This is a genomic window from Salinimicrobium maris (assembly GCF_049680855.1).
Classification (GTDB): Bacteria; Bacteroidota; Bacteroidia; order Flavobacteriales; family Flavobacteriaceae; genus Salinimicrobium.
Genome location: NZ_JBMPGS010000001.1, coordinates 300,400 through 317,917, shown reverse-complemented (window position 1 = coordinate 317,917; position 17,518 = coordinate 300,400). Strand labels below are relative to the sequence as shown.

Here is a 17,518-nt window from a genome sequence, read left to right as displayed (position 1 = left end):
AAAATATTGAAAAAGGGCAAGAAAATGATGAATTCTGAAAAATCACAATCAGGAAAAGTATGAAAATAAAAAAAGCCCGCTATTAACAGGCTTTCTTGATGTGGAGAATATCGGAGTCGAACCGATGACCTTTTGGCTGCCAGCCAAACGCTCTAGCCAGCTGAGCTAATCCCCCATACGGCATTGAATTTTCAAAATTCAACGAGGCAAATGTACCAAAATAATCTATACAAGGAAAGGGTTTTCTTCATTGTATAAATTATTTTTGACACCTAAATAGCAGAAATGATCCAGTTAGCCAATTCTTTAGAATTAACCGAAATTAAAAATTTAACCGAGGCTTGCGCCGTGGCGATGCAGCAAAAAGGCATTTTTCAATGGAATGAACATTATCCTTCCAAGGAAAGGCTTGCCAATGATATTGAAAAGGAACAATTATACGTTTTAAAAGAAAAAGAAGGAATTCTTGGAATCATTGTTTTGACGCCAGAGATGGATGAGGAGTATATCCCCATAGAGTGGCTCACTCCCAACCAAGAAAACCTATATGTACACAGGCTTGCTACGCATCCAGTCGTGTGGGGGACAGGATACGGGCAGCTTTTAATGGATTTCGCAGAAACTTTCGCACGCAATAATCGTTACAATTCTGTACGGTTGGACACCTTCAGCCAGAATCTCCGGAATCAAAAATTTTATGAAGCCAGAGGTTATAAACGTTTGGGCAATATATATTTTCCAAAGCAAAGCGAGTATCCTTTCTATTGCTATGAGCTGAAATTGTAAATAAATTGCTTCCATCGACATTCTGAATTTAAGCTTAAGGATTCTATCTTTGCGGCTGCAAAAGCCGAAATTTGGAATCTTCCGTAAGTTTTAGGAACATCAATCGAATTGCAATTCCCGCAATCATAGCCGGGATTGCAGAACCTCTTATTTCCCTTACAGATATTGCTGTAATTGGAAACGTAGAAGAAAATTCCATAGAAGCTCTGGCGGCAGCGGGAATCGTGGGTTCATTTCTTTCGGCGATCATCTGGATCGTGGCGCAGACAAAAACGGCGATCTCTGCCATTGTTTCCCAGCACCTGGGTGCCAGCAGGCTTCATGCGGTAAAAACATTAATTCCACAGGCGATTTATTTTAATTTCCTGTTTAGCCTTGTCATTTATGGGGTAACGGCTTTCTTTGCCGATGTGATTTTCAGTGCTTACAATGCCGAAGGTCTTATACTCGAATATTCTGAAGAATATTACCAGATAAGGGCACTAGGCTATCCTTTAACCCTCGTTACCTTTGCCATTTTCGGGGTATTTCGAGGGCTGCAGAACACCTTATGGGCGATGAAATGCAGTTTAACGGGCGCGGCGGTAAACGTAGTTCTGGATTACTTGCTGGTCTACGGAATTGAAGGTTATATTCCTGCAATGCATTTGGCGGGAGCTGCTTATGCCAGCCTTGCTGCGCAGGCAACCATGCTGGTAATGGCGCTTTGGTTCTTCTTTAAAAAAACGCCTTTCCATCTCAAATTTAGTAGGAATATTAATCCGCAGATGAGCGGACTCTTACTCATGGCTGCAAACCTATTTGTTCGAACGGCAGCACTAAATTTCGCCATTTATCTCGCCAATGCCTACGCAACAGATTATGGCAAAAATTACATTGCAGCACAAAGCATCCTCATGAATATCTGGCTGTTCTTCTCCTTCTTTATCGATGGTTATGCCAACGCGGGAAATGCCATTGGCGGTCGACTTTTAGGCGCACGAGATTATAAGAACCTGTGGCAACTAAGTAAAAAGATCAGTAAATACGCCGTTTTGATCTCGCTCATTCTTGTCGGAATCTGTGCACTATTTTACAATGAAATTGGCTGGATTTTCAACAAGGAAGCTTCGGTTTTAGTATTGTTTTCTTCGGTTTTTTGGATTGTTCTGCTTATGCAACCGGTAAATGCGATTGCTTTTATGTTTGACGGCATCTTTAAAGGACTGGGAGAAGCAAAATTCCTTCGAAATCTACTCCTGGCGGCTACTTTCATGGGATTTGTCCCCGTTTTATTGCTTACAGATTATCTTGGCTGGAAATTACACGCCATCTGGACCGCTTTTTTTGTTTGGATGCTTATTCGCAGCGGCGGACTCGTATTTAAGTTCCGAAGGAAATATCTTCAGAAGGAAGTTTGATACATTCTTAAAAGAATGAATAAAATGCCATTTTTGGAACATCAGAGTTTCATGTCTGGCCTTTATTTTTAACTTTGGAACAAACTCATTAATTCTATGACTACTACCCGCGAAAACGGAAGTTTATTTACCAATATTGTCAATGGTATCGCCAGCCTTGAATTTGGACATCCCGCCAGTAACTCTTTCCCTTCGGAACTGCTGCATAGACTGGAAAAGGAGATTCAGAAGTTATCTGAAAACGATGCGGTAAATTTGATCATCCTGAAATCTGAAGGCGAACGTGCTTTTTGCGCCGGTGCTTCTTTTGATGAGTTACTCGCAATTGGTAACATGCAGGAAGGAAAGCTGTTCTTCTCAGGTTTTGCTAACGTAATCAATGCGATGCGTACCTGTAAGAAATTAATCATTGGACGCATCCAGGGGAAGACTGTGGGTGGCGGAGTAGGACTTGCGGCAGCCTGTGATTACTGTATGGCGACTGAACAAGCAGCTATAAAACTTTCAGAATTAAGTATTGGGATTGGTCCTTTTGTCATTGCTCCCGCAGTAGAACGAAAAATGGGAGTTGCTGCTTTAGGAGAATTGACGCTTGCAGGCCACGAATGGAAAAATGCCTACTGGGCCAAGGAAAAAGGGTTGTATGCCCGTGTTTTTGAAGATATAAAAGACCTGGATAAGGAGATAGAAATATTTTCTGAAAAGCTGGCATCATACAATCCGCAGGCATTGTATGAAATGAAAAAAGCCCTATGGAAAGGAACTGAAAACTGGGATACGCTCCTGCCGGAACAAGCTGCTGTTTCAGGAGAACTGGTGCTTTCAGAATTCACAAAGGAGGCACTTAATAAATTTAAAAAATAGTAAGATGACAGTATTATTATTACAGGTGTCAGAAGAGGTTTCGCAAAGTATTCCTTACAAAATGGGTTATGCAGTTGGCTATTTTGGGCACACCTACTTTTGGCAAATTATGGCTTTCCTCGTGTTATTGACAGCAGGTGCTGTTTATCTTTTTATTAAGAAAAGAAAAGCAAGAAAATCTCTTGAGGAATTGTAGTTTTACAATACAGCTAAATAGCATAAGGTATGGCGCCACAGGAACATTTACCAAGGGATACACAAACAACTTCTGAAGAGGAATGGGGCTACACCCTCATGGAATTTCTTGGTGAAAACTGGCCGTATCTACTTGGAATCCTGATCGTATTGGGTGTTTTTCTCTATTCCCGCTACAGCTGGAGAAAAAGACATGAAAAAAACCGGATGAACTAATGCAACAGGATGACGTACCAGTAAACGAAGAAACCTTTGAACTTCTTACATTCTTGAGCGGCTACGGCTTTTGGCTTTTGCTGGCAATTGCCTTAATAGCCGTCGTATTTTATAAGAAATTCAAAAAGTAATTACCGGGTTTTGAGCCAGCCGGTGATGCTAAGACGTTCGGTCTTTACAGGTTTTACTTCGTGTTCCAACACCTGGCTTTCAAAAATCACCACTCTCCCGGGAAAGGGATAAATGGTTTTTGGAACTTCCACGCCGTTTTCTTCTTTATAAATTACTAATTCCCCGCCATATTCAGGCTTCCAGTCTTGCTCGTTGAGGTAGCAAACCATAGAGAGTTTTCTGCGGTCGTCATTCTGAAAAGTATCCAGGTGGCGCTTATAGAAAGTTCCTTCAGGATAGAGCGCGAAGTGAAATTCCTTGTGAAGGATTCCGAGGAAGCAGGTTTTATTCAGGTAATCAACAAATTTATTAATCTTGTTGAAAAATACCTTTTCTGCATCGCCGGCACTGGCTTCATTCAACCATAAAATAAAGTCTCCTCTAACGGCTTTTTCGATTACCTCGTTCACATGGTTCCCAATCGCTGCTTTTTTAAAGTTGTCTTCTTCATATTTTTCGAGAAGGGAATTCCGTAGCATTTCAACTTCAGAAAGCTCAAAAAAATCTTCAACGACGGAATATTGCTGCTCCAGAAGATCTGAAATGACCTTTTCATACAGCGGATTCTCCACAAAATTTACCTGCTCAAATAATTCGTTTTCCACCATAGTTCAATTTAAAAAAATCGTGCGAATGTAGTACTTTTTGCAAAGCGATGTTCTTCTTTTATGATTTTCTGAAATGAGGTTTATATTTCATTCTGAAGCTCTTATTTTGACAGAATAGGAGTCGTAAATGCCCTTTTTGAATGGTAAAGCTGAATAAAATCGCTCTTCTCAACCCTCTTTTTGAGACCTTATTTAATACCTTTACAGCCTTAAAGTAAATCAAATGTCAAAAGTAAGAATCACCAAGCAGTTTTCCTTTGAAACCGGGCACGCTCTCTACGGGTATGACGGGAAATGCAAAAATGTTCATGGGCATAGTTATAAACTGTGGGTGACGGTAATTGGCGAACCGGTGACAGATGAAACGAATGTCAAACTGGGAATGGTCATTGATTTTGGTGATCTAAAGAAGATGGTGAAACAGGAAATTGTGGACGTTTTTGATCATGCAACCGTTTTTAACAAGAATACACCTCATATTGAACTTGCCGACGAGCTGAAATCAAGAGGACACGACGTAATTCTGGTAGATTACCAGCCTACGAGCGAAAATATGATACAGGATTTTGCCGAAAAGATCAAAAACCGGCTTCCCGCGCCTATTGAGCTGTTTTCCCTGAAACTCCAGGAAACGGAAACTTCTTATGCAGAATGGTACGCTTCAGATAATTCTTAAGGAGTTACAGGTCTCTTAAAAATGAAATTATTTGCAATGGTTATTTCCTGTTGCAGGATGGTGTGACCGGCATTTTCGAAAACTTCAAAAAGGACTTCAGCATTTTTGTTTTTCAGGATCTCTACGCTGCGTTCTACCCGCTCCAGTGGCACATGCGTGTCTGGATTGCTAGTGCCAATAAAGACAGGTGTATGATCAAAATCTGTAATATAATCTCCGGTATTGATCGTCTCCCCAATGAGTCCGCCGATGATGGCTACGGCACCTCCATATTTTTTGGCGTTTCTGGTGATGTATTCTATAGTCAAACAGGCACCTTGAGAAAACCCGAAAAAATAGATGTTTTCTGAAGGAATTCCCTTGCTGTTGAGTTCGGCTTCAGTTTCTTTCAGAAGTTCCAGGGCAGAAGAGAGCCAGGGTTCATTTTGCTTTTCGGGAGCCATAAAAGAGAGCGGGTACCAGCTGTTGTTGTAGGCTTGGGGCGCAACCAGGGCGTAATCTTTTACGTCAAAGTGCTCTGCCAGGGTAAGGATATCTTCTGCCGATCCTCCACGACCGTGGATCATGATCAAAGCTTTATCTGCTTCCTCTATTGATTTGCCTGCGGTTATTAATTCCTTCTTGTGCATCTTTTTATTTAAATTTTTCCAGGTTTAAACGAACGGGTTTGACTGCGGATTCTATTTGTTCTCTGCGCGATTCATATTGTGACGGAAGTTTTAATTCCTCCCCCAAATGTTCTGGGGATTCATCTATGGCAAAGCCAGGTTCGGCAGTGGCGACTTCAAAAAGAACGCCGCCGGGCTCCCTGAAATAAATAGATTCAAAATACTGCCTGTCGAGCACAGGAGTAGGGTTTAAACCTCTTTTAAATATCTTGTCGCGCACTTCCTGTTGAGATTCAGCATTGGCCGTGTTAAAGGCGATATGATGAACGGTTCCGCCGCCGCCCAGTCCGCGAAGCCCATCGGGTGAACATACAATGTCAATATAATTGCCGGGTGCATCTGTAGCTGCAAACCTGAAGCGGTTTCCTTTTTCAGAAATAAGCTGATGATCCATAACTTCTGTAAGTAAGCCGGCGGTGCGTTCATAACCTTCCTGTGCGATTTCGGCGCTGTAGAAGCCTTTTATGGAATGTTCTAAAGGAATTGGGCCATAAGAAAATCCAGGGCGCGTATCTCTATCGTTAAAAACCAGCTCCAATCCTAGTCCATCGGGATCTTCAAAGTAAATAAACGCTTCCCCTTCAAATCGATCCTGTGCCGGTTTGTGGGTTATATTAAATTTCTTCAGGCGATTTTCCCAGTATTCAATAGAACCTATAGGAACCGAAAAGGTGGTGACGTTGAGCATTCCTTTTCCATGACGACCGCGGCGAATTCCCTCATAAGGAAAAAAGGTAAGGATAGAACCGGGCGCTCCTGTTTCGTTTCCGTAGTAAAAATGATATACATCGGGAGCGTCAAAATTCACGGTTTTTTTTACCATTCGCAGCCCCAGAATGCCGGTGTAGAAATCTAGATTTCTTTGAGGTTCACCGGCAAGCGCAGTAATATGATGAATGCCGGTAATCAAATTTGCCATAGCATTGTTTTTTACTAAAGATAGGCTTCTTTTACTGAAAAATCAAAAGCTGATTGCGCTTCTCTTTATGATTGAATGCAGCATTTTCCCTTTTCGGGATTTTACTTCTATCTTTACACCCAGAAATGTTTAAAATGAATATTCCGGAAGGTAAAAAAATCTATTTCTCCAGTGACAATCATCTTGGAGCACCAACTGCTGCTGAAAGTAAACCTCGCGAAGAGAAATTTGTGGCATGGCTTGAGGAGATCAAAGACGATGCGGCTGCCATTTTCCTGTTGGGAGATCTTTTTGACTTTTGGTTTGAATACAAGCACGTGGTGCCTAAAGGCTTTGTGCGTACGCTGGGAAAGCTGGCTCAAATTAAAGACAGCGGAATTCCTGTTTATTTTTTCGTGGGAAACCACGATCTCTGGATGAATGACTATTTTCAGGAAGAACTGAATATCCCGGTTTTTCATCAACCTCAGGAATTTGAATTCAACGGAAAAAATTTCCTGGTGGGTCATGGCGATGGATTGGGCCCGGGAGACAAAGGTTATAAACGCATGAAAAAGGTATTTACCAATCCTTTTTCTAAATGGCTTTACCGCTGGCTGCATCCCGATCTTGGTGTACCGCTGGCACAATATTTTTCCGTCAAAAACAAAGCGATTTCAGGAGAAGAAGATATGGAGTTTCTAGGGGAAGATAAAGAATGGCTCATTCAGTACTGCAGGAGAAAACTGGAAAAGAAACATTACGATTATTTTCTCTTTGGTCACCGGCATTTACCTATGGAGTTTTCTTTAAATGAAAAATCTACCTATATCAACACCGGCGACTGGATTAACCATTATACCTATGCCGTTTTTGATGGGGAAGTTACCAGGCTCCAGAAAATTAGCTAAAAATACCCTTTTTGGACTTAACTCTGATTGAGGTTCTAAAAATGACATTTTCAGCACGCCTTCTAAAAACTTATTCTTCTTTTGAAAATGTAGAAGTACTGAGGTAATTCAAAAATAAAAATTCAGAGGGATTGGAGATTTTTAGCTCTCCAAAAATGGTGTTTTTGACGAAGATTTTTAATAAAAACCTGTGACAGGGAAGATTTGAAAATCAGGAAAGTATAGAAAATAAAAAAGGTGGATAGCTCCACCTTTTTTGCCCCAAATCTACCATGAACTTAACCTACTTATGTTATGGCTCTGCTAAAGTAGGTAATAATAACCAGCCTCACTTATTTTTTAGATGAACTACAAGGATTCTGGATAAACAACACAAAATCTTTTTCAAATGTGCGAAATATAACCTGAACCTAATGTGCTATCTTTAATAAGCGCGATCTTTATTGCCTTCAAAGAAGTTAATAAAGGCCCGGTTTACAACCCGGTTTCCTCCAAAAGTAGGGTAGTTTCCTGTGAAATACCAGTCACCTAAATTCTGCGGACAGGCCTGGTGCAAATTTTCTATAGATTGATAGATGATTTTCACTTCTGCTTTTACACTTTCTTCACTCAGCAAATCGGCTATTTTATCTGAGATTTGTTCTGGACTAAAAGGAGCGTAGATTTCCTTTACGAAGTTCTTTACTTCTTTATCCTCCAGGTGCACCTGTTGCAGGCATTTTTTATAAACTTCTTCAATAATGCCTGATTTTTCATTCTCTTCCAGAAGTTCCAGAGCTGCTCTAAATGCTACAAGATCTTCCAGTCTTGCCATATCTATTCCGTAGCAATCGGGGTACCTGATTTGAGGTGCAGAAGAAACCACAATGATCTTTTTCGGGTTCAACCGGTCCATCATTTTTATGATACTTTTCTTAAGCGTGGTTCCCCGCACGATACTGTCATCAATGATCACCAAGTTATCCTCGGGCTTAACTACGCCATAGGTCACATCATACACATGGGCAACAAGATCATCACGGCTGCTGTCTTCAGTAATGAAGGTTCTTAATTTCGCATCTTTAATGGCAATTTTTTCGGTTCTTAGACGATGATCAAGAATCTGCTTTAAACGAGAATCCGTTAGAGTTTCTTTTTCGGCCAGGATGGTATCATTCTTTTGTTTATTCAATTCATCCTGCGCCGCTTCCACCATTCCATAAAAAGAAGTTTCCGCAGTGTTTGGAATAAATGAAAAAACGGTGTTGATCGTGTCGTGATTTATTGCCTTCAAAACCTCGGGCATCAGCAATTTACCCAGCATTTTACGCTCACTGTAAATCTCGGCGTCACTTCCGCGGGAAAAATAAATGCGTTCAAAAGAACAGGCTTTTCTTTCCAGGGGTTCAATAATCTTCTTGATTTTGACCTGGCCACTTTTCTTGGTAATAATGGCGTGCCCCGGAGGCAATTCTTGTACAGCGTTAAAATCTACATTGAATACTGTTTGGATCACAGGTCTTTCTGAAGCTACCACTACAATTTCATCATCTTTGTAATAGTATGCAGGACGAATTCCCGCAGGATCGCGCAAAACAAAAGAATCTCCATGGCCCAGAAGACCGGCCATTGCATAGCCACCGTCCCAATTCTTAGAAGATTTTTTCAGGATCTTTGATACTTTTAATTGTTCTGCAATTAGGGGCGAAGCCTCTACTTTAGAATAGCCTTCATTTTTTAGCTTTTTATAAAGTTTTCTCACCTCGTCATCCAAAAAATGCCCTATCTTTTCCATTACGGTGACAGTATCGGCTTTTTCTTTGGGGTGCTGTCCCAGTTCTACAAGATTGTTGAAGAGCTGATGAACATTCGTCATATTGAAATTTCCTGCAACAATAAGATTACGGTGCATCCAGTTGTTCTGCCGAAGGAAAGGGTGAACGGCTTCCACGCTGTTTTTCCCAAAAGTGCCGTACCGTACATGACCCAGAAAAAGTTCTCCTATGTAAGGAATATGCTTTTTCTGTAGCGCGACATCATCGGCATATTCAGGATGAAGATTTATTTCTTCATTGATACGGGCATTAATTTGCGCAAAAATATCCTGAATAGGTTGAGTGGCATTAGAACGCACCCGACTAATATAGCGATCTCCGGGAGTTGTATTTAATTTAATACTTGCAAAACCAGCACCATCCTGTCCGCGGTTGTGCTGCTTTTCCATCATTAAATACATTTTATTTACGCCGTAGAAAGCCGTACCATATTTCTCTTTATAATATTCCAGAGGTTTTAAAAGCCTTAACTGTGCGATTCCGCATTCGTGTTTTATAGCATCACTCATAAAATGTCCTTCTTAATATATTCGTGTTTGTCACAAAAAAAGCCCTGGGATTACAGGGCGTTAAGTTAATTTTATCTGGAATTGCGTAAGAGCTTTGAAATCTTCTAGGCGCTGGTGAATCTCATCTTTATTTAATTCAACCATTCTCTCGGTTCCAAATTTTTCAACACAAAAAGAAGCGAGGTTTGAGCCGTAAATTACCGCATTCTTCATATTTTTAAAGGAGATGTCACCGGTTTGCGCCAGGTATCCCGTAAATCCGCCAGCAAAAGTGTCACCGGCGCCAGTTGGGTCAAAAACTTCTTCCAGAGGTAAGGCTGGAGCAAAGAAAATTTGTTCGTTATGGAATAAAAGGGCACCGTGCTCCCCTTTTTTGATCACCACGTATTTAGGTCCCATTTCTGCAATCTTTCTTGCAGCTTTTACAAGGGAATGTTCATTGGTTAACTGGCGTGCCTCTTCATCATTAATGGTGACAACATCCACTTTGGCAATTACCTTCATAAGATCATCCCAGGTGTTGTCCATCCAGAAATTCATGGTGTCAAGCACCACAAGTTTTGGACGCTCCAGTTGCTCGAGAACGCTAAGCTGTACCAACGGGTGGAGGTTACCAAGCATTACGATGTCAGGAGATTTGAAATCTTCGGGTACCACCGGTTGGAAATCTGCCAGTACATTCAACTGTGTATCCAACGTATCTCTTGAATTCAAGTCGTTGTGGTATTTTCCACTCCAAAAGAATGTTTTTCCTCCTTTAACTACTTCAATTCCGGAGATGTCAATATTTCTATCGGTCATAAGATCGAGATATTCTTGAGGGAAATCTTCACCTACTACGGAAACTACTGAAGTTTCAATATCAAATTGCGCTGCCGAAAGTCCTATATATGTACCGGCGCCTCCCAGGATTTTATCTGTTTTACCAAAAGGGGTTTCAATAGCATCAAAAGCTACGGTTCCCACTATTAATAATTTGCTCATAAGAATTTTTAAGAATGAGGTGCAAATATAAGGAAAGTTAAAAGGTAGTCTGGCATAAAATCATAAAACTGAAGTCCTATTTTACAACCTTTTTTCTTACTTTTATGGGTACATCACAGGGTGAGGTTCAGGAAAAAAGACTCGTTCCATCTCCTTCAAAGCCTGTGTCTATAAGCAATCTTTTGCTTTTAGAAGCTGCCACGGCCAGGGCATCACAGCGTTCATTTTGCCTGTGATTGTTATGGCCTTTTATCCATTTAAAATGAACTTTGTGCTGCCGGTATTCTTTTAAGAACTCCTTCCAGAGATCGGGATTTTTCTTGTCTTTAAATCCTTTTTTCTCCCAGTTGAAAAGCCAGCCTTTTTGCACTGAGTCTACCACGTATTTGGAGTCTGTAAAGACCACTACAGAAATGCCTGGTTTTTTTAGCTTTTTTAAAGCGTCAATGACCGCCAGTAATTCCATACGGTTATTTGTGGTATGTTTAAAACCCTTGGAAAACTCCTTTTTGTAAGGCTTTCCCACCCATTCCATCACGATGCCATAACCGCCGGGACCGGGATTTCCCCTGGCAGCACCATCGGTATAAATATGCACCTGCGCATCTGTCATTCTTCGGAAGAATAAAGGATTTTTTCTATCACTTTTGGGAAATGCTCGTATTCAAGTTTGTGGATGTTTTCAGCGATATCTTCAGCGCTGTCTTCAGGTTTTACCGGGGTGGTCGCCTGGAATATAAGCTCGCCCTCGTCATAATTCTCGTTTACATAATGAATGGAAATACCACTTTCTACCTCTTTTGCCGTGCGAACAGCTTCATGAACGTTCATTCCATACATTCCTTTTCCGCCGTACTTTGGTAATAATGCAGGGTGAATATTAACGACCTTGTTAGGGAATTGTTTCAGGATCTTTTCGGGAAAAACCCAAAGGAAACCGGCAAGTACAATAAGATCGGGATTAATATCCTTCAGTACGTTAAGCACTTCATTGGTCTCATAGAAAGCTTCGCGGTCAAAATGCAGCGCCGGAATCTCGTGCTCAAATGCCCTTTTTAGCACCTTAGCGGAACGTTTATTGGAAAAAACCGCTTTTACTTCAGCTTTGCTATTCTTTTTAAAATACCTAATGATGTTTTCTGCGTTCGTCCCCGAACCGGAAGCAAAAATCACGATTCTTTTAGAGGATGATTGTGGTGGAGTGGTCAAACTGGAGCTGTTAACATTTATTAGCAAGTAAAATTAAAGGGTTTCAGTGAAATTGCGTAATTTAACTTCACATTTTTCTAGTAAAAACAGGTTTTAAAATAAAGTTTTTTATTTTTGCCACTTAATTAAAATTTAAAATTAAATATTATGTCAGACATTGCATCAAGAGTAAAAGCGATTATCGTTGACAAATTAGGAGTTGACGAGAACGAAGTAGTAAACGAAGCTAGCTTCACCAACGACTTGGGCGCTGATTCATTAGACACTGTTGAATTGATCATGGAATTCGAAAAAGAATTCGATATTCAAATTCCGGACGACCAGGCAGAAAATATTGCTACTGTAGGTCAGGCAATTTCTTATATCGAAGACGCAAAAAAATAAAAATCTAACATACCCTTATGGAGTTAAAGCGAGTTGTAGTTACAGGATTAGGTGCACTTACCCCTATCGGAAACAATATCGAAGAATATTGGGACGGACTTAAGAATGGAAAAAGTGGGTCTGCGCCTATTACGTATTTTGATACGGAAAAATTCAAAACTAAATTCGCTTGTGAAATCAAAAACTTTAAAGTTGAAGATTTCTTTGACCGAAAGGAAGCCCGAAAACTGGATAAGTTTGCGCAGTATGCCATGGTTGCTTCAGATGAGGCAATCAAGGATTCGGGAATAGATCTTGACGTAGTTGATAAGCTTCGTGTAGGCGTGATTTGGGGAGCAGGAATAGGAGGTTTGGAAACTTTTCAAGACGAAGTTCTTGCTTTTGGTAAAGGCGATGGAACCCCACGGTTCAATCCGTTTTTTATTCCTAAAATGATCGCAGACATAGCCCCGGGGAATATTTCCATAAAGCATGGATTTATGGGGCCTAATTATACTACGGTATCTGCTTGTGCTTCTGCTGCCAACGCTTTAATTGATGCCTTGAACACCATTAGATTGGGGTACAGCGATATTATAGTTACTGGAGGATCTGAAGCTGCCGTTGCTCCTGCAGGAATGGGAGGATTTAATGCAATGCATGCCCTTTCCACCCGAAATGACAGTCCTGAAACGGCTTCGAGACCTTTTGATGCCACCCGCGACGGGTTTGTATTAGGAGAAGGTGCAGGTGCTCTTATTCTGGAAGAATATGAACATGCAAAAGCAAGAGGAGCAAAGATCTATGCTGAAGTAGCAGGTGGCGGATTGTCATCTGATGCGCACCATATGACAGCACCACATCCCGAAGGAATTGGAGTGGTAGCGGTAATGGAAAACTGTCTGAGAAATGCCGGTGTAAAGCCCGAAGATGTTGATGCTATAAATACCCACGGAACCTCCACACCTTTAGGAGACGTAGCCGAATTGAAAGCGATCAAGAAAGTCTTTGGAGAACACGCCAAAAACATTAATATCAATTCAACGAAATCTATGACCGGGCATTTGCTTGGTGCGGCCGGAGCTATTGAAGCTATCGCTTCCATTCTTGCAATGAAGCATGGTATTATTCCGCCAACCATCAATCATCAAAATCCCGATGAAAACATAGATTCTGAATTGAACTTAACGTTGAACAAGGCACAACATCGGGAAGTAAAAGTGGCCATGAGCAACACGTTTGGTTTTGGAGGTCATAATGCCTGTGTGTTATTTAAAAAGTTTGACGAATAAAACTATCTCATGAGTGTTATTCGAAATATATTAAATTCCCGTTCTTCCAAAGGCGGGAATTTTTTTATTGCTATTACCAAGATAGTGGGTTTTAAACCTAAGAATATCAACTACTACAAAAAGGCATTTACGCATCGTTCTTTAAATATAAAAGACAAAGAAGGCAATGCCGTGAACTTCGAGCGTATGGAATTTCTTGGAGATGCCATGCTTAGTGCGGTGATAGCATCTCACCTCTTTAAAACCGTTCCCGGCGGAAATGAAGGATATCTCACAAAGATGCGTTCAAAAATTGTAAGTCGGAAGCACCTGAATGAACTTGGGAAGGATCTCGGCCTGCTCCGTCATATTGAAACCAATATTCCAAGCGAACAATTTGGAGTCAACATTCATGGAAATCTTTTTGAAGCATTGGTGGGTGCGATCTACCTTGATAGAGGTTACAAATATTGTAAAAGGTTTATCTACGAACGGGTTATTGAACCTTATGTAGATATCGAGCAGCTGGAGGGTACCGTGATAAGCTATAAAGGCTTATTGATTGAATGGTGCCAAAAAGAGAAGAAGGAATTCAACTTTGAAGTTTACGAAGACACCGGAAAGGATGAAATAAAACATTTTGCGGTGAAGCTTAGAATTGAAGACCGGGTGGTGGCAAAGGCACGAGCCACTTCGAAGAAAAAAGCCGAAGAAAAAGCATCAAGGCGAGCCTATTACGCATTCCAGACTAAGATCCCAAACACTTCAGATTCTTAGCAAAACTATAACGTTTTCGTATTATTCTGTAAGAATTAATGGTGAAAGTTTAATTTTTTACCCTATTTATTTTATCTTTATCAATTAAGTTGAGAATATGCTGGCGCACAAATTGGTTTTGGATGCTGTTGTTGACCAACCTTTTAAACTTATAGCCATTCACTGTTCCCTGGAGGAATACAAATTGGCTTTCTTATTAAACAAGCATCTCGATTTAAGGTTGTCCAGGGCACGCAATGATATAGATTTATATATTAAATCTGTTCGTGCTTTATTTTCATTGTACGAGTATAAAGATCAACAAAAATATTGCGACTATTTTTTGGTGAGTAACAAGTACAAAGGACTGTCCAAGAAAACAACAGAAGGCTTCGGATCCCTGTTTGGGGAAGAAGAAATGGCTTCTGAAACCACTCATCTATTGCCGGAATATGCTAAAGTGGATTTCTTTCTCAAATTAGAAGAAGAGTCCGGGTTGGTGTCTGAAGTTTTACTGCTGGACAAAATCAAGCAAATTCCACAGATCGCCACGGCATATTGCGTCGCGACTGAAAATATAAAATCAAAGGAAAATCTAATTTTTGACTAATGCCAAATAACAAAAAGACCAAAATTGTGGCTACCCTGGGTCCCGCCACAAGTTCTAAGAATGTGTTGCGTGAAATGCTCCGTGCAGGAGTGAATGTGTTCAGGATCAACTTCTCTCATGCCAATTATGATGACGTTAGAGAACGGATTAAAATGATAAGGGAGCTCAACGAAGAAGATGGTTTTACGGCTGCTATCTTAGGAGATTTACAGGGGCCTAAGCTTAGAGTTGGGAAGATGAAGGAAGAAGTGGTCGTTTCTGAAGGTGATGAAATTATTTTTGCTACCGGGGAGGAATTCGAAGGAACCGCAGAAAGGGTTTATATGAACTATGACACCTTTCCACAAGATGTGCAGGCCGGGGAACGTATTCTTTTAGATGATGGGAAACTCATTTTTGAAGTAATTAGTTCAAATAAGGAAAATGAAGTAAGGACGAAAGTGATCCAGGGAGGCCCGCTCAAATCTAAAAAAGGAGTGAACCTGCCCAACACTAAAATATCTCTTCCTGCTTTGACCGAGAAGGACGTTAAAGATGCAATTTTTGCTGTAGAGCAGGAAGTTGACTGGATAGCCCTTTCTTTTGTAAGGCACAGTGAAGATCTCATTGAACTTCAGGATTTGATAAGGCAGCATACAGACCATAAGATTCCAATCATTGCGAAAATTGAAAAGCCTGAAGGTGTCGAAAATATTGACAAGATCGTCGCGTATTGTGACGGAATAATGGTTGCTCGTGGAGACCTTGGAGTAGAAGTTCCTGCTCAGGAAGTTCCGCTTATTCAGAAGCAACTGGTTTTAAAAGCCAAGAAAGCCAGGATTCCGGTAATTATCGCTACCCAAATGATGGAAACCATGATCACCAGCCTTACCCCAACAAGGGCAGAGGTAAATGACGTGGCAAACTCTGTAATGGATGGTGCCGATGCTGTGATGTTGAGTGGAGAAACTTCCGTAGGAAATTATCCGGTACAGGTAATTCAGAAGATGTGTCAAATCTTGATGAGCGTAGAGAATTCACCGCTTATTAAAGTTCCGCATGAGCCACCGCACGTGCGTACCAAAAGATATATTACAAAATCTGTTTGTTACCATGCTGCGCATATGGCAAATGAGATAAAGGCAAGCGCCATATGTACACTTACCAATAGTGGTTATACGGCCTTCCAGATCTCTGCCTGGAGACCGGAATCAAACATTCTGGTGTTTACATCTAACAAACGAATTCTTACCCAATTGAGCTTGTTATGGGGCGTGCGCGCCTTTTTCTATGATAAATTTGTGAGTACAGATGAAACAATAGATGATATTAACAGGATCGCTTCGGAAACGGAATATGTTCAAAAAGGAGATTTTACGATCAACCTTGCCGCCATGCCTATTACAGACCGCGGAATGGTAAATACGTTGCGTATTTCTGAAATAGAATAATTTCTTCGGAAAGAAGAAAAAAAGCATACAGAGGCTGCAGATCCAAAAATGGTATTTTGCAGCCTCTTTTTTTAGAATTCAAATTTTAACTGAACGGCAACCTCTTCTTTATCTGCACTATCTTTGTCAGTTTTTTCGGTGTTGAGGTTTGATAGTGAAATTCCCAGAAGTCGAACAGAATTCTTCATTTTTTCCTGATACAGCAGGTCTTTTGCTGTCTCCAGGATCAATTCTCCGGAAGAAACGAAATAATTAAGTGTTTTACTGCGCGTTTGCAGTGTAAAATCACTGTATTTGATCTTGAGAGTGATGGTTTTTCCTGCCACTTTGCTCTTTTTGAGTCGGCGCTCTATTTCTTCTGAAATATGTTGCAGCCGCTCGAGCATAAAAATTTCTGAAGAGATGTTTTCATCAAAAGTACGTTCTGCGCCCAAAGATTTTCTTATTCTGGAGGGTTTTACTTCACTTAGATGAATACCTCGGACGACGTTATAATAATACTGACCACTTTTTCCAAAGTGATCGTTCAGGAATTCCAAAGACTTGGATTTTAAGTCTTTTCCGGTAAAAATCCCAAATTGATACATTTTTTCCGCAGTAACTTTTCCCACGCCGTAGAACTTCCTTATTTCCAGTTTTTCAAGGAATTCTTCAACTTCTTCCGGGTCTACCGTTTTTTGTCCGTTGGGCTTATTTACATCACTTGCGACCTTTGCAATGAACTTGTTAATAGAAATTCCTGCCGAAGCATTTAAACCTGTCTTTTCAAGGATTTTCTGCCGAATCTCTTTAGCGATCAAAGTGGCGCTTGGCAGGCCTTTTTTATTTTCAGTCACGTCGAGATAGGCTTCATCGAGAGACAGTGGTTCTACAAGATCTGTATATTCAAAAAAGATGTTTCTGATGCGTTGTGAAATCTCGCGGTAACGTTCAAAATTTGGTTTGACAAAAATGAGGTGAGGACAATTCCTTTTCGCAATGACACTGCTCATCGCACTGCGCACACCGTACTTTCTCGCCTCATAACTTGCAGCCGAAACTACCCCACGTTTCGAACTGCCACCTACGGCAATGGCTTTCCCCTGCAAATCTGGGTTGTCCAGTTGTTCAACAGAAGCGTAGAAAGCGTCCATATCTACATGAATGATCTTCCGAAATGCCATTTTTGGATCCACAGTG

General features: G+C 40.8%; 21 protein-coding genes and 1 tRNA gene. 13 read left to right on the top strand and 9 right to left on the bottom strand.

All coding sequences use genetic code 11. The annotated features are described in order from the left end of the window. Positions 1–101 precede the first annotated feature (101 nt). Positions 102–175: transfer RNA gene (locus tag ACOV1Q_RS01590), tRNA-Ala, on the bottom strand. A gap of 110 nt (positions 176–285) precedes the next feature. Here ACOV1Q_RS01590 and ACOV1Q_RS01585 point away from each other — a divergent pair. The 6 genes from ACOV1Q_RS01585 (at position 286) to ACOV1Q_RS01560 (ending at position 3,592) form a co-directional block, all read left to right on the top strand. Beyond that, positions 286–786: a GNAT family N-acetyltransferase gene (locus ACOV1Q_RS01585; protein WP_424492683.1), complete on the top strand. Its 501-nt coding sequence runs from the start codon at positions 286–288 to the stop codon at positions 784–786. A 71-nt stretch (positions 787–857) separates the two neighbouring features. Then, on the top strand, positions 858–2,186 hold the full coding sequence (locus ACOV1Q_RS01580; protein ID WP_424492682.1) for an MATE family efflux transporter: 1,329 nt from the start codon (positions 858–860) through the stop codon (positions 2,184–2,186). 96 nt (positions 2,187–2,282) lie between these two features. After that, positions 2,283–3,050 (top strand): enoyl-CoA hydratase/isomerase family protein, encoded by a 768-nt coding sequence (locus ACOV1Q_RS01575; protein WP_424492681.1) that lies wholly within the window; start codon positions 2,283–2,285, stop codon positions 3,048–3,050. A gap of 4 nt (positions 3,051–3,054) precedes the next feature. After that, a complete protein-coding gene (locus ACOV1Q_RS01570) occupies positions 3,055–3,246 on the top strand; it encodes a hypothetical protein (RefSeq protein ID WP_424492680.1) in 192 nt (63 codons plus the stop codon). Positions 3,247–3,275: 29 nt separating this feature from the next. Then, positions 3,276–3,461, top strand: coding sequence for a hypothetical protein (locus tag ACOV1Q_RS01565; RefSeq protein WP_424492679.1), 186 nt, complete (start codon positions 3,276–3,278; stop codon positions 3,459–3,461). Then, a complete protein-coding gene (locus ACOV1Q_RS01560; RefSeq protein ID WP_424492678.1) occupies positions 3,461–3,592 on the top strand; it encodes a hypothetical protein in 132 nt (43 codons plus the stop codon). The genes ACOV1Q_RS01565 and ACOV1Q_RS01560 overlap by 1 nt, the downstream gene beginning before the upstream one ends. Here the strand turns inward: ACOV1Q_RS01560 and ACOV1Q_RS01555 are convergent, their stop codons facing one another. Continuing rightward, positions 3,593–4,240, bottom strand: coding sequence for a 2OG-Fe(II) oxygenase (locus tag ACOV1Q_RS01555; protein WP_424492677.1), 648 nt, complete (start codon positions 4,238–4,240; stop codon positions 3,593–3,595). A 223-nt stretch (positions 4,241–4,463) separates the two neighbouring features. Here ACOV1Q_RS01555 and ACOV1Q_RS01550 point away from each other — a divergent pair, with 223 nt between their 5' ends. Further along, complete coding sequence (locus ACOV1Q_RS01550; protein ID WP_424492676.1) at positions 4,464–4,916, top strand: 6-pyruvoyl trahydropterin synthase family protein; 453 nt, start codon at positions 4,464–4,466, stop codon at positions 4,914–4,916. Here the strand turns inward: ACOV1Q_RS01550 and ACOV1Q_RS01545 are convergent. Then, positions 4,913–5,545 (bottom strand): alpha/beta hydrolase, encoded by a 633-nt coding sequence (locus ACOV1Q_RS01545; protein WP_424492675.1) that lies wholly within the window; start codon positions 5,543–5,545, stop codon positions 4,913–4,915. The genes ACOV1Q_RS01550 and ACOV1Q_RS01545 overlap by 4 nt on opposite strands. A 4-nt stretch (positions 5,546–5,549) precedes the next feature. After that, a complete protein-coding gene (locus ACOV1Q_RS01540; protein WP_424492674.1) occupies positions 5,550–6,503 on the bottom strand; it encodes a VOC family protein in 954 nt (317 codons plus the stop codon). A 134-nt stretch (positions 6,504–6,637) separates the two neighbouring features. On the opposite strand from ACOV1Q_RS01540, the gene ACOV1Q_RS01535 reads away from it, so the two are divergent. Then, positions 6,638–7,393, top strand: coding sequence for a UDP-2,3-diacylglucosamine diphosphatase (locus ACOV1Q_RS01535; protein ID WP_424492673.1), 756 nt, complete (start codon positions 6,638–6,640; stop codon positions 7,391–7,393). 424 nt (positions 7,394–7,817) lie between these two features. Here the strand turns inward: ACOV1Q_RS01535 and ACOV1Q_RS01530 are convergent, their stop codons facing one another. The 4 genes from ACOV1Q_RS01530 to purN all read right to left on the bottom strand — a co-directional run bounded on the left by ACOV1Q_RS01530 (position 7,818) and on the right by purN (position 11,909). Beyond that, positions 7,818–9,716, bottom strand: coding sequence for an amidophosphoribosyltransferase (locus ACOV1Q_RS01530; protein ID WP_424492672.1), 1,899 nt, complete (start codon positions 9,714–9,716; stop codon positions 7,818–7,820). Positions 9,717–9,776: 60 nt separating this feature from the next. After that, complete coding sequence (locus tag ACOV1Q_RS01525; protein WP_424492671.1) at positions 9,777–10,700, bottom strand: PfkB family carbohydrate kinase; 924 nt, start codon at positions 10,698–10,700, stop codon at positions 9,777–9,779. Positions 10,701–10,827: 127 nt separating this feature from the next. After that, a complete protein-coding gene (gene rnhA, locus ACOV1Q_RS01520; protein WP_424492670.1) occupies positions 10,828–11,313 on the bottom strand; it encodes a ribonuclease HI in 486 nt (161 codons plus the stop codon). Beyond that, the gene (purN, locus tag ACOV1Q_RS01515) at positions 11,310–11,909 is read right to left on the bottom strand and encodes a phosphoribosylglycinamide formyltransferase (RefSeq protein ID WP_424492669.1); all 600 of its coding nucleotides are present in this window, start codon (positions 11,907–11,909) and stop codon (positions 11,310–11,312) included. The genes rnhA and purN overlap by 4 nt, the downstream gene beginning before the upstream one ends. Positions 11,910–12,056: 147 nt before the next feature. Between purN and ACOV1Q_RS01510 the strand changes: the two genes are divergently transcribed. The 5 genes from ACOV1Q_RS01510 (at position 12,057) to pyk (ending at position 16,339) form a co-directional block, all read left to right on the top strand. Beyond that, positions 12,057–12,293, top strand: a complete 237-nt coding sequence (locus tag ACOV1Q_RS01510; protein WP_013069791.1) for an acyl carrier protein — start codon at positions 12,057–12,059, stop codon at positions 12,291–12,293. A 17-nt stretch (positions 12,294–12,310) separates the two neighbouring features. Beyond that, positions 12,311–13,564: a beta-ketoacyl-ACP synthase II gene (fabF, locus tag ACOV1Q_RS01505; protein ID WP_424492668.1), complete on the top strand. Its 1,254-nt coding sequence runs from the start codon at positions 12,311–12,313 to the stop codon at positions 13,562–13,564. 9 nt (positions 13,565–13,573) lie between these two features. Next, positions 13,574–14,320: a ribonuclease III gene (rnc, locus tag ACOV1Q_RS01500; protein ID WP_424492667.1), complete on the top strand. Its 747-nt coding sequence runs from the start codon at positions 13,574–13,576 to the stop codon at positions 14,318–14,320. A 97-nt stretch (positions 14,321–14,417) separates the two neighbouring features. Next, positions 14,418–14,909, top strand: coding sequence for an IPExxxVDY family protein (locus tag ACOV1Q_RS01495; RefSeq protein ID WP_424492666.1), 492 nt, complete (start codon positions 14,418–14,420; stop codon positions 14,907–14,909). After that, positions 14,909–16,339 carry a pyruvate kinase gene (gene pyk, locus ACOV1Q_RS01490; protein WP_424492665.1) on the top strand — a complete coding sequence of 477 codons (1,431 nt, stop codon included), beginning with the start codon at positions 14,909–14,911 and terminating at the stop codon, positions 16,337–16,339. Before ACOV1Q_RS01495 ends, pyk begins: the two co-directional genes overlap by 1 nt. Positions 16,340–16,410: 71 nt before the next feature. Here the strand turns inward: pyk and dinB are convergent, their stop codons facing one another. Continuing rightward, a complete protein-coding gene (gene dinB / locus ACOV1Q_RS01485; protein ID WP_424492664.1) occupies positions 16,411–17,502 on the bottom strand; it encodes a DNA polymerase IV in 1,092 nt (363 codons plus the stop codon). Between the last annotated feature and the right edge of the window lie 16 nt (positions 17,503–17,518).

Bases quoted from the DNA above. Each gene is read 5' to 3' on its own strand.
- ACOV1Q_RS01585 (WP_424492683.1), top strand. From the start codon at position 286: ATGATCCAGTTAGCCAATTCTTTAGAATTAACCGAAATTAAAAATTTA.
- ACOV1Q_RS01575 (WP_424492681.1), top strand. From the start codon at position 2,283: ATGACTACTACCCGCGAAAACGGAAGTTTATTTACCAATATTGTCAAT.
- ACOV1Q_RS01570 (WP_424492680.1), top strand. From the start codon at position 3,055: ATGACAGTATTATTATTACAGGTGTCAGAAGAGGTTTCGCAAAGTATT.
- ACOV1Q_RS01565 (WP_424492679.1), top strand. From the start codon at position 3,276: ATGGCGCCACAGGAACATTTACCAAGGGATACACAAACAACTTCTGAA.
- ACOV1Q_RS01560 (WP_424492678.1), top strand. From the start codon at position 3,461: ATGCAACAGGATGACGTACCAGTAAACGAAGAAACCTTTGAACTTCTT.
- ACOV1Q_RS01555 (WP_424492677.1), bottom strand. From the start codon at position 4,240: ATGGTGGAAAACGAATTATTTGAGCAGGTAAATTTTGTGGAGAATCCG.
- ACOV1Q_RS01550 (WP_424492676.1), top strand. From the start codon at position 4,464: ATGTCAAAAGTAAGAATCACCAAGCAGTTTTCCTTTGAAACCGGGCAC.
- ACOV1Q_RS01545 (WP_424492675.1), bottom strand. From the start codon at position 5,545: ATGCACAAGAAGGAATTAATAACCGCAGGCAAATCAATAGAGGAAGCA.
- ACOV1Q_RS01540 (WP_424492674.1), bottom strand. From the start codon at position 6,503: ATGGCAAATTTGATTACCGGCATTCATCATATTACTGCGCTTGCCGGT.
- ACOV1Q_RS01535 (WP_424492673.1), top strand. From the start codon at position 6,638: ATGAATATTCCGGAAGGTAAAAAAATCTATTTCTCCAGTGACAATCAT.
- ACOV1Q_RS01530 (WP_424492672.1), bottom strand. From the start codon at position 9,716: ATGAGTGATGCTATAAAACACGAATGCGGAATCGCACAGTTAAGGCTT.
- ACOV1Q_RS01525 (WP_424492671.1), bottom strand. From the start codon at position 10,700: ATGAGCAAATTATTAATAGTGGGAACCGTAGCTTTTGATGCTATTGAA.
- rnhA (WP_424492670.1), bottom strand. From the start codon at position 11,313: ATGACAGATGCGCAGGTGCATATTTATACCGATGGTGCTGCCAGGGGA.
- ACOV1Q_RS01510 (WP_013069791.1), top strand. From the start codon at position 12,057: ATGTCAGACATTGCATCAAGAGTAAAAGCGATTATCGTTGACAAATTA.
- fabF (WP_424492668.1), top strand. From the start codon at position 12,311: ATGGAGTTAAAGCGAGTTGTAGTTACAGGATTAGGTGCACTTACCCCT.
- rnc (WP_424492667.1), top strand. From the start codon at position 13,574: ATGAGTGTTATTCGAAATATATTAAATTCCCGTTCTTCCAAAGGCGGG.
- ACOV1Q_RS01495 (WP_424492666.1), top strand. From the start codon at position 14,418: ATGCTGGCGCACAAATTGGTTTTGGATGCTGTTGTTGACCAACCTTTT.
- pyk (WP_424492665.1), top strand. From the start codon at position 14,909: ATGCCAAATAACAAAAAGACCAAAATTGTGGCTACCCTGGGTCCCGCC.
- dinB (WP_424492664.1), bottom strand. From the start codon at position 17,502: ATGGCATTTCGGAAGATCATTCATGTAGATATGGACGCTTTCTACGCT.